Source organism: uncultured Thiohalocapsa sp. (genome assembly GCF_913063425.1).
Taxonomy (GTDB): Bacteria; Pseudomonadota; Gammaproteobacteria; order Chromatiales; family Chromatiaceae; genus Thiohalocapsa.
This window is the reverse complement of the sequence record NZ_CAJXYK010000078.1, coordinates 1-15,315: the sequence shown is the minus strand read 5'-3', so window position 1 is coordinate 15,315 and position 15,315 is coordinate 1. Positions and strand designations below refer to the sequence as shown.

The following is a 15,315-nucleotide window of genomic DNA, read 5'->3' as shown; positions in this document are numbered from 1 at the left end:
AGTGCCATAACCGCCTTCTGTGTACGTCTAACATACTGTTTACAAAGCTATTTTGTCAGCAGCATGTCAAACATGGGACAAGACCAGTCTGCCGTCGCCGGATTGTAGAGCGCGCTGCCTGACCGTCGGCAGCATCCGGGAGGGCATCCCATCATCATCGACCGCATCAAGCAGGGTGTTGCATTGATCTTTGCCCCACGCAACGGGTTCGATGCATCCTGCTTCGAAGACCCGGTCGCCGAAAACACCGAATGGACGCTGCTGCACGAGGGCAACCTCATCGGCAGGCACCGTTCGCACCGCGTTTCTCCGGACCGGATCGAGCTTCGGGTCACGCCGGCCGGATTGGTCAAGCCGGCTGTCTTCACGACCATCGGCACCGGCATGCTGCTCTCCGGCTCGCCGGCCTGCCTGCTGTTCCTTGTACCCGGCCTATGGATTGCCTACCGGCGGCTGCCGCCCAAGGTGTTCGACAAAACCAGTGGCTGGTATTGGAAGGGCTGGGAAATGCCCCAGGCGTCAGTAACGGAGACCGGGCGACGTCGGACCTGGTGTCGATTGCAGGAGATCCATGCAATCCAGCTGCTCTACAAGCATGTGCGCGAGTACACGGGCTACGCAGACGTCGGTGGGGGCTACGCCCAGTACGAGCTCAACCTGGTGCTGCACGATGCCAAGCGGATCGAAGTCCTCGCCCACGACGACCTCGCCCAGATGCGCGAAGACGCCACGAGCATCGCAGCGTTGCTCCGGGTACCGGTTTGGGACGCGACCCGGCACGGCATGGCGCCGCGGTAGCGCGCAGCCGCAGCATGCCGGGCTGCCGAAAAAACGGTGACGGCAACCCCAATGGTCGGGCGGGTAGGCTCGGAAGCCCCTCTTCGACCGGCCTGACGCCCCGACAGGTCGGTACACCCTCTACCAATTGAATCGCCAACCCACCGAAGATTGGTCGAGATCAATATACCGTCCCCGCATTAACCCGGAGGTTCTCCAGCATCCGCGCCTGGGAGGCGGCCACCTCGCCCAAGGCGCTGGCGGATGCCGGCGCGCACCACTGGGTCCTGCACCCGGCCGCGATTCACCCAGTCGAGGATGCTGGCTTCGGAGATGGGCATGTCTGCTCCGTTGCCGTTGGTGTTCGTGCAGATGTCCCGGGATTGACCAAGTGGGGGAGTTGCAGGCGCACTGCCGCACAGGGGGCGCCGATGGGCAAGCGGCCAGCAAACCGGCCGGCATGCGGGCTGCAAGGCGCCGGGCAGTTGATCACATGGATCTGATATAAAAGATCTTTTTCGTGGCGAGCGCGGCAGTTCTTTGCGCAGCGTCGGCCTCCGGCCTCCGGCCGACGCTGCGCGCGGTTGTGCGAACGGGTGCGCGTCGGGCTAGCGGGCGCGTGTGATGGGAGGTTGGCGTGTTGACCTGGAGGTCAACACTTCGGCCGGCACGCCGGCCTTCACGCCGGCCGGGCTCCGCGGTGTCACCCGTCTCCCGGCGCTCCGCGCCGCGCCGCCAGACAGAAGCCCTCAGGCAGCGCTCGACGCCCGGCGCTCCGGCCGGCCGGCGCGCCGGCTGCTGCCGAGGCGCCAGCCGAGCAGGCCAAGGCCGATCAGGGCCGCGGTGCCGGGCAGCGGCGTGGTGTAGAGCTCGATGTCGCCTTCGTCCGTGTAGTCGATGAACATGTGTGAACGGCTGCCGAAGCTCGCGACCAGGCCGCCGTCGGCATAGTTGCTGAAGAGTCCCGTCCGGCTGCCGCCGATCTCCAGCAGCGTGAGGCGAGACAACGGCGAGAAGACGAAGCCCGCATCGAACCCAAGCAGCAGCTCGCCGTCGATGTCCGCATCCCCTGCGATGGCGAACGGCGCCGCCGTGTAGTCGCCGAAGGCCAATACCGTCATCGCGAGCACACCCGAGCCGGTCTGGCTGAAATCGCCGCTGAGCAACGACGCGACGGTGCCGATGTCGATGCTGCCGCTGTTGGCGAGGTCGATGCCGTCGCTGCTGCCGTCGGTACCCGCCACGTCAAGCTGGCCGGTCAGGGTGCCGCTGTTGTCGATGCCGTTCTGCACCACGGAGGATTCGGTCACATCGATGGAGGCATCGTCGCCCGTGATGGTGCCCGTGTTGGTGATCGACCCGACGCTCGAGCCGAAGCCGATCTCGATGCCGTTGTCGCCGGCCGTGATGGTGCCGGCGTTGGTGATGGACGCAAGGGTACTGCTGTTGTTGAGGTCGATGCCGTCGGCGTCGGAGGAGACGATCTCGGCGCCGGCCTCGTTGATGATGCCGCCCTGGATCTCGGAGCTGTCGTCGACGTAGATGCCGTCCTGGTCACCAATGATGGACCCACTGTTGCGAAGCTCACCGGTGATTGTGCCGGAACTGAGTACAACGCCATCGTTTGATGCCTGAATGGTGCCGCTGTTCACGACGTTTCCGCTGACGCTGCCGCCCCCGCCGATCTCGATGCCGTTGTCGTTCACCGTGATGGTGCCGGCGTTGGTGACGGACGCGACGACGCTGTTGTTATCGATGTCGATGCCGTCGCTGAGGGCCGCGTTGATCTGCGCGCCGTCCTCATTGACGATGCCGCCGACGATATTTGAGCTTGCGTCGGCATAAATCCCGTCGGAGTCAGAGTTGATGGTCCCGGCGTTGCGGATCGCACCGTTCACCGTCACGTCGACGAGGTCGATGCCGGCGGCGTTGACACCGGGATTGACCCCATTGATGGTGCCGCTGTTCAAGATACCGCCGGTAATGGTGACCCCTTGGTCCATGAAGACAGCCGTGGTGTCGTTGGAGGTGACGGTGCCTTGGTTCTCGAAGCCCCAATGGTGATCGCGCCGGTCGCGGTCACCGCATTACCGTTGGTGACAATGGAGCCGTCAGGTGCACTGACCCGCAACGAGTCCCCGTCGCCGATACTTTGCGGGACGGTCTGGGGCGACGTGATGTCGATCAGCGCTGCATGCAGCGCCATTGGTAAGGCGGTGAGGCCGAGGCTGACGGTTGCGGCGGCAGTCAGGGGGCGAAGGCAGCGGATGAGGGCTGTGGTCATGGCGTGTTGGAGCTCGGTTGTTGGCGGACTCTAACAGGGGATGAGGCACTCCCTGATCGGGGATGCGCTAAGCAATTAAAGCGCCAACAGATCGTGCACGCCAGGGAGAACTCGCCATCCTGGTGCCCTGTATGAAGATTTTTCTTTGCGCAAGCGACCGATGGTAGGGGCTGTCTTTCAGCCGGCAGTTCATGCGGGGACGACTGTAAAAAATCCTGACGCAAAAACGGGGACAGTAACCTCAATGATCGGGCGGGCAGGCCCGGCAGCACGCCTTCGGCCGGCCTGAGGTCCCGACAGGCCAGTACACCGTCACCAAAGGCGTCATCAACCCACCGAAGATCGCTCGAGATCAATATACCGTCCGTGTATTAGTCCCCGTATTAGGGCATTGCGCGAGGCGGCGCGGCAAAAGCGGCGGGGGTTGCCCACAGCGCCGCAGGCAGGTCTGGGTGCGCCGGTTCGCGCCGGCACATGGCCGCTGCGTCGTCAGGGAAAAGGCGTTGACCCGGGCGCCGGGGGGGGGTAAGGTTTCCACCGATGTCGGCGTAAGCCAATCCGCAGGCCATGCGTCACGGCATCACACAGCAGCGATTCCATCCCTACCCTTTCATCCACGCGGGCGAAGCCCGAAGAGAACCTCATGTCCCATGTCTCTCACGGCCTGCGCGGTGCGCTCTGCGCTGCTGCGTTTCTGCTCGCTGCCGGTCCCGCCGGGGCCGCGCTGGTGCCGCTCGACACCAGCAACCCGAGTTTCAGCGACAATGAGCTCAACAACGGCGACACCGCCACCGACGGCAGCATCGTGCTGACCTTTGGCGATCCGCTGAGCGTAGGTGGGGGCGACTCTATTAATGTGGACGCAGACGGCATTTTCTTGGACCCCATCGGGTCTGTCAATGGCGTGAGCTTCAGCATTGTCTTCAACACCGATACGCTGATCGACCAGTACACCGTGGGCCATCGTAACCCTGGCGCCACCGGCGGCTTCCAGCTCGCCGGGGCCAACGGCACCAGCGGTCTCAACGACATGGGCAGCGTCGGCACGTTTACGTTCGACATGGGCAGCATCCCGTATTTCGCCGTCGGGCAGACGTATACCCTGACCCACACCCTCAACAATTTGTCGCAGCTCAAGGCCTTCAACATCAGCGAGTACACCGACCCCACCCCCGCGCCCGCACCGGCCACGGCCCTGCTGCTCGCGGGCGGGCTGCTCGGGCTGCGGACGCTGCAGCGGGCGCCGCGGCGCGATTGAGCTGTCAGAGACCGCAGGGGGAATGCCGCTCCCACAGCCGTCAGCCCTTATCGATGGGAGGGTGGTGAGGCACAGCGCCGTCCACCCAAACCCTCGCCGACTCAGACCACCCCGCCGCGATCGGGCTGCCGAGCTGCGGACGTCATGCGCCGTCAGTCTCGCAGGTCCGCGGGCGAATCTGCCGGCCCGATCAGCCCGACGACGCCATCGGCGTCGAAGATCCCGTCGAGCCAGGTATCGAGCTGCGGGCCGGAGGCGCCGGCAATGCGTTGCTCGGCCCAATCCGGTACGGCGCCGAACCGTCGACGCAACAGACGCAGCAACGTTTCGGCTTTGCCCTCAGCCTTGCCCTCGGCCTTGCCCTCGGCCTTTCCTTCGAGCTTGCCCTTGCTGAAGATGTCGCGATAGGCACGGGTTTCTTGCAACGGCGTCAGGTGGGTGATCATCGCTAGGATCTCCTCGGCAGTCAGCGATTTGAAACGTTCGAACAGCCAAAATTGCAGCACTTCGGCGAGCCGATCACGCACTGGTTGCGCGATTGGCGCGGTCTGGATTGCCCGCCAGAGCTTGGGCACTTCGGCCTTGAGCTCCTCGTCGCGCTCGATCACCAACGGTGCAAGTACGGCGACGAACGGATTGTCCGGTGCCTGCCGATAGCCCGCATCCGGTGGGGCATGGCGACCGCGCCGCTCGCCCCGTCGCTGCTCAACCCGCCTGCGCCAACTGGGTACGCCGCTGCCGATGCAGGCTCGGGTCCACCACCGCGGCCATGGCCTGCTCGTCGAGCAGCTGGTTGCGCGCCGGGCCGCCCACGTCGCCGAGGAACAGCGCCACCCGCCGCGCCATCTTCGCGGGCTCGGCCAGCACCTCGGCATGGTCCAGCCACAGGGTCGCGACGCTGCCATGCTGGCCCAGGAGCCGCTTCAGCCCGGCGATCTGCTGCGCATAGGCCTGCTTGAGCTTGTCCTCCGGCAGCCGGGCGCCGGGCTTGTCGAGGTTCTCCAGCATCCGCGCCTGGGACGCGGCCACCTCGCCCAGGTCCCGCTCCATGAAGATGACGCGGAACTGGTGCGGCTTCGGGGGGAGGTAGGGCAAGAGCTGGGCGATGATCTTCACCGCCTTGCCGTCGGCCGCCGGCAGCCAGGTGCGGTCGGTCATCAGGCGCTTGGCGGGCTCGTACTCGTAGTAGCCCTTGGGGTTGTCGCCGTCGGCGGCGCGCTCGCCGTCGGTGAGCGGTTGGATGCCGCCGGCCTCCAGCATCTGCATCATGAATGCGCAGACTGTCTTTGCAGCCCAGTCGGTCGCAGGTATGCTGGCGTTCGATCCACGCGCGAGAGGCTCCGTTGTCCCACGACCAGAACTTCAAGAACCTGATCATCGACTATCCCCACGAGTCGGTCCAATTCTTTGCGACAGCTGAGGCAGCGGAGGTCGATCGGCAGGTTCGCATCATCCCGATACGGGAAGAACAGCTCAAGGAACGGCTCGGCGAGCGGTTTCGCGAGCTTGATGTGCCGCTGTTGCTGGAATGGCCGGATGGAAGACGCGCAGCGATCCTCTTTGTCTTCGAGGAGGAGAGCAAGACCCATCGCTTCTCGATCCACCGGTTCGCCCACTACTGCCTCGACCTGTCGGAGCTGTTCGATACCGACCGGGTCGTGCCGGTGGGAATCTTCCTGCGCGGGGGTGAGCGACCCGAGTCGCTGACCTTGGGCGGAGACCGGTGCCAATTCCTGAACTTCCGCTACTTGGCCCGCACCCTCAATGCCCTGCCATGGGAGGACTGGCGAGACAGCGACAACCTGGTTGCACGGCTGAACCTGCCCAACATGCGCTATGGTCGCAGCGAGCGCGTCGCGGTCTACGCGTCCGCAACCCGTGGCCTCATGGAGTTGGAACCCGACCCCGAAAGGCGCCTCAAATACGCCGATTTCATCGACATCTACGCCGACCTGACCGAGGCCGAGCACGAGCAGTATCAACGCGACTATCCCGAGGAGGCGAAGACTATGCAGTCGTTTTCCACCCGCTTTCGCAACGAAGGCATACAGCAAGGCGAAGCTGCGGTTGTGCTGCACCTCTTGGAGCAGCGTTTCGGCCCCCTGACCGACGAGGCAAAAAGGCGTATCGAGCAGGCAGACGCAGACACCTTGCTGCGTTGGTCCGGGCGCATCCTGACCGAGAACAGCATCGACGACGTGGTGCGGTAGGCATCACCTCCAAACGCAAGGCAGCGTGCCCATCCCAACCCTCGCCATCACCGATGAAACGCGCGGGCTTCCGCGCCAGCGCGTTCCGCTGCGCTATGCCTGCCTGGTCACCGGTCTTTCCTGCGCCAACTTTCGCTACCTGTTGACCAACATACAGGAATGGGGCGAAGCCTACCTCACTGCCTACGAACACCGCAGCGGTGAGGCACCCCGCGCGGTGCGCCCGGACTTCTACCGCACCCTGCTCCACGGGGCATCCAACGAACCGCCGAGCCCGGATGCCCTCGCAACCTTGCCCGCCGACCACTTCGTCTGGTCTGATGAGCTTGCTGGCGCTTTTTCATCCTTCATCGACGACTGCCCTGGTCGCAAGCAGGCCACCGCCGATGGCATGGGCCTCGAATGGCATCCCGCGCTGTTGGGCATGGATGCGCTGATCGCAGAGTGCGAGGCTATCGACGAGCCGCGACAGCATGCCGAAAATGTTGAGCCAGGGACCGCACCGCGTCCGCGCGGCGCAACGCCAACTTCCGCAAGCCCTATCGATAGACCTGTAGCCATGTCCACCACTCATCCTGCGCCGGCGACGGTTTTCATCAGCTACAGCCATAAAGACCGTCGATGGCTTGAGCGCCTGCAAGTCAATCTCAAGCCTCTGATTCGCGAAGGGCGAATCGATTTGTGGGACGACACCCGCATTCGTCCGGGCGACCAGTGGCGGCAGGAGATCGAGCGGGCGTTGGATGCCGCAGGCATCGCGGTGATGCTTGTCAGCGCCGACTTCCTGGCATCGGCTTTCATCCAAGACCGAGAGATTCCGGCGCTACTTCAGGCGGCAGAGCAGCGCGGAACCCGCATCTTGCCTGTCATTCTCGGCCATTGCCTATTCAGCGACTCCCCGTTGGGTCGTTTTCAGGCATTCAATTCCCCGGACAACCCCCTCGCCGGCTTCACCGAGCCGGAACAGGAGAGGGTGCTGCATGATCTTGCTCTGGCGTTGCGCGACAACCTCTCTGCGGGAGCCCCCGCACGTGGTTCCGTTTCAACGGTACCCCAATCACGGGCCGAGCCATACCAGGGCGGTGAGGCCAACGGCCTTGACGGCGGGACCCCGGGGCCGTCGGGAGATCCGCCGGCGACCGCGCTGCCGTCCATGCAGCAATCCTTGGGAACCTGGGTCTTTGGCGGCCTGCTCCTGGTATTTGTGATCGGGGTTTTCACGTTCGCCCCGCCCGAACTGCCGGACTATAAGCAGCGCATCCTAGCGCTCTGTGCGGCCTTGCTGGCCGGCCTGTTCGGTTGGTTTCTGAGTGGCGAGATCGGTTTGCACATCCATGCACTGAAATCCCGCTTCGGCGATATCATGATCCGACGACTGTAAAAAATCCTGACGCAAAAACGGGGACAGTAACCTCAATGATCGGGCGGGCAGGCTCGGCAGCACGCCTGCGGCTGGCCTGAGGTCCCGACAGGCCAGTACACCGTCACCAAAGGCGTCATCAACCCACCGAAGATCGCTCGCGATCAATATACCGTCCGTGTATTAGTCCCCGTATTAGGGCATTGCGCGAGGCGGCGCGGCAAAAGCGGCGGGGGTTGCCCACAGCGCCGCAGGCAGGTCTGGGTGCGCCGGTTCGCGCCGGCACATGGCCGCTGCGTCGTCAGGGAAAAGGCGTTGACCCGGGCGCCGGGGGGGGGTAAGGTTTCCACCGATGTCGGCGTAAGCCAATCCGCAGGCCATGCGTCACGGCATCACACAGCAGCGATTCCATCCCTACCCTTTCATCCACGCGGGCGAAGCCCGAAGAGAACCTCATGTCCCATGTCTCTCACGGCCTGCGCGGTGCGCTCTGCGCTGCTGCGTTTCTGCTCGCTGCCGGTCCCGCCGGGGCCGCGCTGGTGCCGCTCGACACCAGCAACCCGAGTTTCAGCGACAATGAGCTCAACAACGGCGACACCGCCACCGACGGCAGCATCGTGCTGACCTTTGGCGATCCGCTGAGCGTAGGTGGGGGCGACTCTATTAATGTGGACGCAGACGGCATTTTCTTGGACCCCATCGGGTCTGTCAATGGCGTGAGCTTCAGCATTGTCTTCAACACCGATACGCTGATCGACCAGTACACCGTGGGCCATCGTAACCCTGGCGCCACCGGCGGCTTCCAGCTCGCCGGGGCCAACGGCACCAGCGGTCTCAACGACATGGGCAGCGTCGGCACGTTTACGTTCGACATGGGCAGCATCCCGTATTTCGCCGTCGGGCAGACGTATACCCTGACCCACACCCTCAACAATTTGTCGCAGCTCAAGGCCTTCAACATCAGCGAGTACACCGACCCCACCCCCGCGCCCGCACCGGCCACGGCCCTGCTGCTCGCGGGCGGGCTGCTCGGGCTGCGGACGCTGCAGCGGGCGCCGCGGCGCGATTGAGCTGTCAGAGACCGCAGGGGGAATGCCGCTCCCACAGCCGTCAGCCCTTATCGATGGGAGGGTGGTGAGGCACAGCGCCGTCCACCCAAACCCTCGCCGACTCAGACCACCCCGCCGCGATCGGGCTGCCGAGCTGCGGACGTCATGCGCCGTCAGTCTCGCAGGTCCGCGGGCGAATCTGCCGGCCCGATCAGCCCGACGACGCCATCGGCGTCGAAGATCCCGTCGAGCCAGGTATCGAGCTGCGGGCCGGAGGCGCCGGCAATGCGTTGCTCGGCCCAATCCGGTACGGCGCCGAACCGTCGACGCAACAGACGCAGCAACGTTTCGGCTTTGCCCTCAGCCTTGCCCTCGGCCTTGCCCTCGGCCTTTCCTTCGAGCTTGCCCTTGCTGAAGATGTCGCGATAGGCACGGGTTTCTTGCAACGGCGTCAGGTGGGTGATCATCGCTAGGATCTCCTCGGCAGTCAGCGATTTGAAACGTTCGAACAGCCAAAATTGCAGCACTTCGGCGAGCCGATCACGCACTGGTTGCGCGATTGGCGCGGTCTGGATTGCCCGCCAGAGCTTGGGCACTTCGGCCTTGAGCTCCTCGTCGCGCTCGATCACCAACGGTGCAAGTACGGCGACGAACGGATTGTCCGGTGCCTGCCGATAGCCCGCATCCGGTGGGGCATGGCGACCGCGCCGCTCGCCCCGTCGCTGCTCAACCCGCCTGCGCCAACTGGGTACGCCGCTGCCGATGCAGGCTCGGGTCCACCACCGCGGCCATGGCCTGCTCGTCGAGCAGCTGGTTGCGCGCCGGGCCGCCCACGTCGCCGAGGAACAGCGCCACCCGCCGCGCCATCTTCGCGGGCTCGGCCAGCACCTCGGCATGGTCCAGCCACAGGGTCGCGACGCTGCCATGCTGGCCCAGGAGCCGCTTCAGCCCGGCGATCTGCTGCGCATAGGCCTGCTTGAGCTTGTCCTCCGGCAGCCGGGCGCCGGGCTTGTCGAGGTTCTCCAGCATCCGCGCCTGGGACGCGGCCACCTCGCCCAGGTCCCGCTCCATGAAGATGACGCGGAACTGGTGCGGCTTCGGGGGGAGGTAGGGCAAGAGCTGGGCGATGATCTTCACCGCCTTGCCGTCGGCCGCCGGCAGCCAGGTGCGGTCGGTCATCAGGCGCTTGGCGGGCTCGTACTCGTAGTAGCCCTTGGGGTTGTCGCCGTCGGCGGCGCGCTCGCCGTCGGTGAGCGGTTGGATGCCGCCGGCCTCCAGCATCTGCATCATCATGCTGGTACCGGAGCGGGGCAGGCCGGAGACGACGACGATCTCGCAGGGGTCCTGGGTCAGCACCGGGTCATCGGGCTTGGGCGCGTTCGGATCGTCGAGCTCGATGGGCTTCACATCCGCGCCGCCGTCGATCTTGGGCACGGCGCCGGCGCGCCGGGCGCGGTGTTGCTCGATGCGGCTGCCGATCTCGGCAATCGCCTGGGTGTGCTCCTCGGCCTTGGCGCGGGCCGCCGGTGAGCCGCCGAGCACATGGCTGTACAGGTGCTCCAGCCGGCGGTGGGCCTCCAGCAGGTTCGGATTCTGCGAGACGGCCACCTCGAAGGCCTGGGACGCCTGGCGGTAGCGCTTCAGCCCCTCCAGCGCGACGCCCAGATAGTGGTGCGCCCACGGGAAGTGATAGCGCAGGCCGACGGTCTTGAGGCCCAGCTTGGCGGCGCGCTGATACTGGCCGCGGGCCAGCGCCACCCGGGTCAGGCCCAGATGCGCATCCGGGTGCAGCGGGTCGAAGCCGATGACCTTGCCGAAACTGGCCTCGGCATCGTCCGGGCGCTTCATCTCCAGGTAGACGCGCCCGATCAGCGTCAGCAGCCGCACGGACTTGGGGCTCGCCTGCTCGGCCTTGGCGAGCACCGCCAGGGCCTCGTCATACTGGCCCTCGTCGAACAGCACGTTGCCCAGCAGGTAGTGCATGAAGTAGGGGCTGAACTGGGCCTTGGCGCGCAGGTTCAGGTACTGCTCGCGCTCCTTGACGGACATCAGCGGCGGCTTCTCGGCCTGCGGCTCCTCCGGCGTCTCCAGGGACTGGCGCAGCCGCTCGGCCTCGGCCTCGTCCTCCGCCGCCTGCGCCAGCGCGGTCTCGTCGTCGGTGTCTTCGCCGCGCTCGGCCTTGCGTGCTTTAAGCACGGCGTGGAAGGCCTTGAGCTCGGCACGGGCGGCCTCGGCCTCCTGCTTGCGCCGTTCCAGCAGGGCCTCGACGATCTGGCGCTGGAAGCCGGTCTGGCCCAGCATCTGCGCGCAGTAGGCCAATCGGACCCCGAAGCGGTGCTCCATGGGCCAGTCGGTCCAGAGCCGCTCCAGGATGTCGATGGCGTGCGCAAAGCGCCCGGCGTCCATCAGCGACTCGGCCAGGTTGTAATCCAGCTCGCGCTGGGTCTGGCGCTGGGCCTCGGACTTGTCCACGTCCGGGCGCTCGATATAGCCCAGGTCCACCAGCTGCTGCATGGTCTCCGCGTCGTCGCCGCCGGGCATGGTCTTGCCCTCCGGGTGGCGACCGTCGTCGCCGTCGATGGCGTCCCAGCTCTCGACCCATTGCACGTCCGGGTCTTGCTCAAAGCACTCCACCAGCGGCTCGCCGTCCATGTCCTCGCCGACGGGCAGCCCGAAGACGGTGAGCACGGTCGGCGTCACGTCCAGCAGGGTCGCGCCGTGGACCAGCGCATCGCGCTTAATGCCGGGGCCGGCGATCAGGAACACCCCGTGCTCGCGGTGCTCGGCGGCGGGGCCGGCGGGCTCCTTGGGGATGGCGCGGGGCCTGAGATGATCCGGGTGGAAGCCGTGGTCGGAGCAGAGCACGACCGTCGTCTCGTTGAGGTCGATCTTGCTCAGGGTCTGCCCGAGCATCAGGTCATGGAACCGGTAGCCCATGTCGATGATGTTCGAGTAAAGCTCGAAGTCCCGCTCCGGGATCCAGTCCTGGCGCGGGTGGTGGTACTTCATGAAGCCGTGGCCGAAGTGGTCGATGGCGTCATGGTAGATGGCCATGAAGTCCCATTCCTCCCGGTCCATCACCCAGTCCGCCGCGGCCTGGATGCTCGCGGTCTCGGCGAGGATCTTCGCCACCCCGATGGGGCGCTTGTCCTTCTCCAGGTCGATCTCCTGGAGCTTCGGCATGAAGGGCTCCAACACATCCGCGCCCATCTCCTCCGGGCGCACGCGAAACTCCGCCAGCGGCTCGGCGAGGCGCTCGGGCCAGACCGTCTCCGGGCGCATGGGCCAAGGCTGGCCGGGGCCATGATCCACTTTGGGCGCCTTCTGATACATGTCCGAGACCATGACCCCGTTGATGGGCTCCACCGGATGGCTCGGCCACCAGCCGATGACGTTGGAGCGCAGGCCGTTCTGGTTCAGGATGTTCCAGACCGCCTTGGTGCTGCGCCCCAGGTTGCTGATGGCCCGCGCGCCGCCGGCCGGGTCCGGCTCCGCGAAGCCGTGGATGCCGTGCTTGAAGGGCCGCTTGCCGGTGGCGATGCTGGTCCAGAGCATCGGCGAGAGCACCGGATGCAGCGTGGTCAGGTTGCCGCGGGTGCCGCGCTCGATCAGGCCCTTCATCACCGGCATGTCGCCCTGGTCCACCAGGCGGTCGATGGTCTTCCAGTCGGCGGCGTCCCAGCCGATCACGAGCAGTCTCTTTGTCATCGGTCTTTCCTCGGTGTCACCTTGGCCGCGAGAGGCATGATGCGCTAGCATCACCGCATCGAGCGACCCTCCACCCATCGAGCCCATGCGCACAACCCTGGACATCGACGCGGACATCATCGCAGCCGTCAAAGAGCGCGCGCGGCGGGAGCGTCGCTCCGCCGGCGCGGTGCTCTCCGACCTGGCTCGACTGGCGCTCACCCGAGGCGCGGCAGCGGATACAGAGCAGACCGGCTTCTACGGTTTCCACCCCCTGCCTGCCAACGGTCGAGTCGTCAGCGACGAGACCGTGGAGCGTCTGCGCGACGATCTGAGCATTTGATCCGGGCGTCCGATGCGCGCCCTGCTCGACGTCAATGCCCTGATTGCGCTGCTGGACGCGGCGCATCAGCACCACGGCGCGGCACGGGCCTGGTTGGAAGCAAATATCGCCCAAGGCTGGGCGTCCTGCCCGATCACGCAGAACGGCTGTGTACGCATCCTGTCGCAGCCCGCCTACCCCGGTGCCGAGCCGCCGGCGTCCATCGCCCGGCGTCTGCGTGACGCCACCGACACGCAATGGCACGCCTTTTGGCCGGATGACCTCAGCCTCATCGCAACGGAAACCCTCGACTGGCGCCATGTGCTGGGCTCCCGCCAGTTGACCGATCTCTATTTGCTCGCCCTGGCAGTCCACCACGACGGCCGGCTCGTCACGCTGGATCGCGGCATGCCGCTGCACGCGGTGCCCGCTGCCGAGCCGCGCCATCTGGTCAGCGTGCTCGGTTGAGATCATCCCTAAAAGTTTAGGGTCGGGACGCCCTCGGCGCGGCATCGAGCCGCGCCGAGGGCGGGCCGGCTGGAAAGCCGGCGCTCCCAGTACGCGGACACTCACGGGAACAGCAGCCGGGGTCAGGCCGCGGCGGCGTCCTGCTCCTCCGCCAGCCGCTGCAGCCCCTCCTCGCGCCGACGCCGATAGGCCGAGAGGCCCATGGCGCCGAGGCCGAGCAGGGTCAGCAGCGGGGTGCCGGGGACCGGCACGGGTGTGCCGCCGCAGCCGCTGCCGGTGTCACCGACACAGATCGGCGCGCCGCTGTTGTCATAGGCCCATTCCAGGATGTTCATCGTCAGCTTCGGCGCAGCAAAATCGAAACGCACCTTCACCCACGCGTACTGCGTACCGACGGTGCCGGTGTCGCCGTCGAAGCGCAGGCCCAGGTAACCGGTGCTGTTGTTGGAGAAAGGGCCGGTCACGGTGCCGAAGTTCCGATACCAATACGCCGTGTTGTCGTTAAAGGAGCCCGAGGCGAGCGTGGTGCCAACGACGAAGCCCGGCGCGAGATTGATGGCAGGGTTATTTCCGGTGTTGTTGGTCGCGACGGTGGCCCCGAGCCCTCCGTTGAGGTGAGACGCGCCTGCTGAATTGGCAAACGCAAACAGATATAGCTGCAAATCGTCGCCACCAACCCCGTCGATATCGAAGCTGAAGGTGCCACCGTCGTCAGACACGGAAAACGAGACGCTCGTTGTGTTGTGCACGATGGCGCCCAGCGCATCCCCGCCGGCAAAGGCGAGCCCGCCGGCGGCGGCGGTGTAGCCGAGCACCTCGCTTGTGCTGGGCTTGCGCGTGCCGCGCCGTGTGGCGCGGCGGCTGTAGGCGTCGAGTTGGGTGTCGAGGGTGGTGGATTCGGTCATGATGCGGCTCCTCATGGGTGTACTGATGCTGTAGCGCGGACAGGCATGTTAAGCAAATCGCGCGCCACACTCGCCCCCCCCTAAACTACTGTTCTTGAATAAAAAAATAGACCGCATGCCGCAGCCTTCCGGTTATCCCCCACCCGCGTGAGCCGAACTGTAAAGTATGCTTGACACTTGCGCTGAAAAGCGCCATCTTCGACCGCCATCTCGACACGGCGCGCAGGTATGGCGCAATCCCCTGTTTTGAACAGGTAAAGGCACCAAGAACCGCCCTGGCGCCAAGGCGCGGCGAAATACCGGTGTAAAAAAAGCTGACACCTGGGCCTGACCGCGGCGCCGATCTCGATGGCGACCGCCTGACGGTGTTCAGAGGTCGAGCGGCCCCTCGGCGGCGCCGATGCCGGTACGGCGCATCGAAGGCGTCTCCGGCTGCTGCGTGTTGAGATTGCAGCGGATGCCCCGCTCGATCAGCCCCTTTAGTCCCTTACCTCCAAAATCTTTGACAAATCGGTGAAGAGTTCAAAGCGCCGCTCTGACCAGGCTGGGTTGCACGAAGTACTCACGGATGACGAGCGCGGTGACGACGACGCGACGGCCGAGCTTGGTGAAGAAGTACTTGTAGGTGTGGGCGACCTTCTTGATCAGGCCGTGGGTACGCAGGCGCTTGACCAGGTAGGAGGCGCGGGCGGGCGTGAGCCCCGCGATGTGGGCGCGCAGGTCGCCGGCGCGGAAGCCGGAGATGGACCACTCGCCGCGGGCGAGCGTCAGGAACAGGCGATAGTCGGGGTCGAGGAACAGGTCGAAACCGCGGTAGGAGCGGCCCTTGACCTTGGCCGGCGCAGCCATCTTGGCCAGCGCCCGCTGCGCGGCATCGGGGTTGTCGAGACAGGCCATGAAGGCGAGGTAGCGGTCGTTGGCGGCGTGCATGAGTTGGCGCAGGTCGCCGAGGCTGTAGATTGATTTGCGCAGTGGAGCGAGCTTGAAGACGCGCT

Annotated in this window: 14 protein-coding genes and 1 pseudogene; 7 read left to right on the top strand and 8 right to left on the bottom strand. The window is 65.6% G+C overall.

The genetic code is table 11. The features are described 5' to 3' along the window. Positions 1 to 183: 183 nt before the first annotated feature. Entirely contained in the window at positions 184 to 798 is a 615-nt protein-coding gene (locus QZ607_RS24470; RefSeq protein WP_295888472.1) for a hypothetical protein, read from the top strand. A gap of 728 nt (positions 799 to 1,526) precedes the next feature. Here the strand turns inward: QZ607_RS24470 and QZ607_RS24465 are convergent. Both QZ607_RS24465 and QZ607_RS24460 read right to left on the bottom strand, forming a co-directional pair. Then, complete coding sequence (locus QZ607_RS24465; protein WP_295888470.1) at positions 1,527 to 2,780, bottom strand: hypothetical protein; 1,254 nt, start codon at positions 2,778 to 2,780, stop codon at positions 1,527 to 1,529. Then, the gene (locus QZ607_RS24460; RefSeq protein WP_295888467.1) at positions 2,744 to 3,061 is read right to left on the bottom strand and encodes a hypothetical protein; all 318 of its coding nucleotides are present in this window, start codon (positions 3,059 to 3,061) and stop codon (positions 2,744 to 2,746) included. The genes QZ607_RS24465 and QZ607_RS24460 overlap by 37 nt, the downstream gene beginning before the upstream one ends. A gap of 643 nt (positions 3,062 to 3,704) precedes the next feature. On the opposite strand from QZ607_RS24460, the gene QZ607_RS24455 reads away from it, so the two are divergent. Next, positions 3,705 to 4,319: a hypothetical protein gene (locus QZ607_RS24455; protein ID WP_295888458.1), complete on the top strand. Its 615-nt coding sequence runs from the start codon at positions 3,705 to 3,707 to the stop codon at positions 4,317 to 4,319. A gap of 152 nt (positions 4,320 to 4,471) precedes the next feature. Here QZ607_RS24455 and QZ607_RS24450 read toward each other — a convergent pair whose 3' ends face one another. Continuing rightward, the gene (locus QZ607_RS24450) at positions 4,472 to 5,062 is read right to left on the bottom strand and encodes a DUF2887 domain-containing protein (RefSeq protein ID WP_295888475.1); all 591 of its coding nucleotides are present in this window, start codon (positions 5,060 to 5,062) and stop codon (positions 4,472 to 4,474) included. After that, positions 5,025 to 5,588, bottom strand: coding sequence for a hypothetical protein (locus QZ607_RS24445; RefSeq protein WP_295888466.1), 564 nt, complete (start codon positions 5,586 to 5,588; stop codon positions 5,025 to 5,027). The genes QZ607_RS24450 and QZ607_RS24445 overlap by 38 nt, the downstream gene beginning before the upstream one ends. 74 nt (positions 5,589 to 5,662) lie before the next feature. Between QZ607_RS24445 and QZ607_RS24440 the strand changes: the two genes are divergently transcribed. The 3 genes from QZ607_RS24440 to QZ607_RS24430 all read left to right on the top strand — a co-directional run bounded on the left by QZ607_RS24440 (position 5,663) and on the right by QZ607_RS24430 (position 8,959). Then, complete coding sequence (locus QZ607_RS24440) at positions 5,663 to 6,529, top strand: hypothetical protein (RefSeq protein WP_295888464.1); 867 nt, start codon at positions 5,663 to 5,665, stop codon at positions 6,527 to 6,529. A gap of 25 nt (positions 6,530 to 6,554) precedes the next feature. Beyond that, positions 6,555 to 7,910, top strand: coding sequence for a toll/interleukin-1 receptor domain-containing protein (locus QZ607_RS24435; protein WP_295888461.1), 1,356 nt, complete (start codon positions 6,555 to 6,557; stop codon positions 7,908 to 7,910). Between the two features lie 434 nt (positions 7,911 to 8,344). Further along, positions 8,345 to 8,959, top strand: a complete 615-nt coding sequence (locus QZ607_RS24430; protein WP_295888458.1) for a hypothetical protein — start codon at positions 8,345 to 8,347, stop codon at positions 8,957 to 8,959. A gap of 152 nt (positions 8,960 to 9,111) precedes the next feature. On the opposite strand, the gene QZ607_RS24425 is transcribed toward QZ607_RS24430, so the two are convergent. Both QZ607_RS24425 and QZ607_RS24420 read right to left on the bottom strand, forming a co-directional pair. Continuing rightward, a complete protein-coding gene (locus tag QZ607_RS24425; RefSeq protein WP_295888475.1) occupies positions 9,112 to 9,702 on the bottom strand; it encodes a DUF2887 domain-containing protein in 591 nt (196 codons plus the stop codon). Next, a complete protein-coding gene (locus QZ607_RS24420) occupies positions 9,665 to 12,646 on the bottom strand; it encodes an alkaline phosphatase family protein (protein WP_295888455.1) in 2,982 nt (993 codons plus the stop codon). Before QZ607_RS24420 ends, QZ607_RS24425 begins: the two co-directional genes overlap by 38 nt. An 85-nt stretch (positions 12,647 to 12,731) precedes the next feature. Here QZ607_RS24420 and QZ607_RS24415 point away from each other — a divergent pair, with 85 nt between their 5' ends. Then, positions 12,732 to 12,968 (top strand): hypothetical protein, encoded by a 237-nt coding sequence (locus tag QZ607_RS24415; protein ID WP_295888453.1) that lies wholly within the window; start codon positions 12,732 to 12,734, stop codon positions 12,966 to 12,968. A 12-nt stretch (positions 12,969 to 12,980) separates the two neighbouring features. Further along, positions 12,981 to 13,415 carry a TA system VapC family ribonuclease toxin gene (locus tag QZ607_RS24410; protein ID WP_295888452.1) on the top strand — a complete coding sequence of 145 codons (435 nt, stop codon included), beginning with the start codon at positions 12,981 to 12,983 and terminating at the stop codon, positions 13,413 to 13,415. A gap of 122 nt (positions 13,416 to 13,537) precedes the next feature. Here QZ607_RS24410 and QZ607_RS24405 read toward each other — a convergent pair whose 3' ends face one another. Together QZ607_RS24405 and QZ607_RS24400 are read right to left on the bottom strand one after the other, a co-directional pair. Continuing rightward, the gene (locus QZ607_RS24405; protein ID WP_295888450.1) at positions 13,538 to 14,320 is read right to left on the bottom strand and encodes a PEP-CTERM sorting domain-containing protein; all 783 of its coding nucleotides are present in this window, start codon (positions 14,318 to 14,320) and stop codon (positions 13,538 to 13,540) included. Positions 14,321 to 14,842: 522 nt separating this feature from the next. Continuing rightward, positions 14,843 to 15,315 (bottom strand): annotated as a pseudogene (locus tag QZ607_RS24400) (hypothetical protein); the annotation flags it as partial.

What these genes read in the sequence shown, in the direction of transcription:
- QZ607_RS24465 (WP_295888470.1), bottom strand. Translation starts at nt 2,780, where the DNA reads ATGGACCAAGGGGTCACCATTACCGGCGGTATCTTGAACAGCGGCACC.
- QZ607_RS24460 (WP_295888467.1), bottom strand. Translation starts at nt 3,061, where the DNA reads ATGACCACAGCCCTCATCCGCTGCCTTCGCCCCCTGACTGCCGCCGCA.
- QZ607_RS24455 (WP_295888458.1), top strand. Translation starts at nt 3,705, where the DNA reads ATGTCCCATGTCTCTCACGGCCTGCGCGGTGCGCTCTGCGCTGCTGCG.
- QZ607_RS24445 (WP_295888466.1), bottom strand. Translation starts at nt 5,588, where the DNA reads ATGATGCAGATGCTGGAGGCCGGCGGCATCCAACCGCTCACCGACGGC.
- QZ607_RS24430 (WP_295888458.1), top strand. Translation starts at nt 8,345, where the DNA reads ATGTCCCATGTCTCTCACGGCCTGCGCGGTGCGCTCTGCGCTGCTGCG.
- QZ607_RS24420 (WP_295888455.1), bottom strand. Translation starts at nt 12,646, where the DNA reads ATGACAAAGAGACTGCTCGTGATCGGCTGGGACGCCGCCGACTGGAAG.
- QZ607_RS24415 (WP_295888453.1), top strand. Translation starts at nt 12,732, where the DNA reads ATGCGCACAACCCTGGACATCGACGCGGACATCATCGCAGCCGTCAAA.
- QZ607_RS24410 (WP_295888452.1), top strand. Translation starts at nt 12,981, where the DNA reads ATGCGCGCCCTGCTCGACGTCAATGCCCTGATTGCGCTGCTGGACGCG.
- QZ607_RS24405 (WP_295888450.1), bottom strand. Translation starts at nt 14,320, where the DNA reads ATGACCGAATCCACCACCCTCGACACCCAACTCGACGCCTACAGCCGC.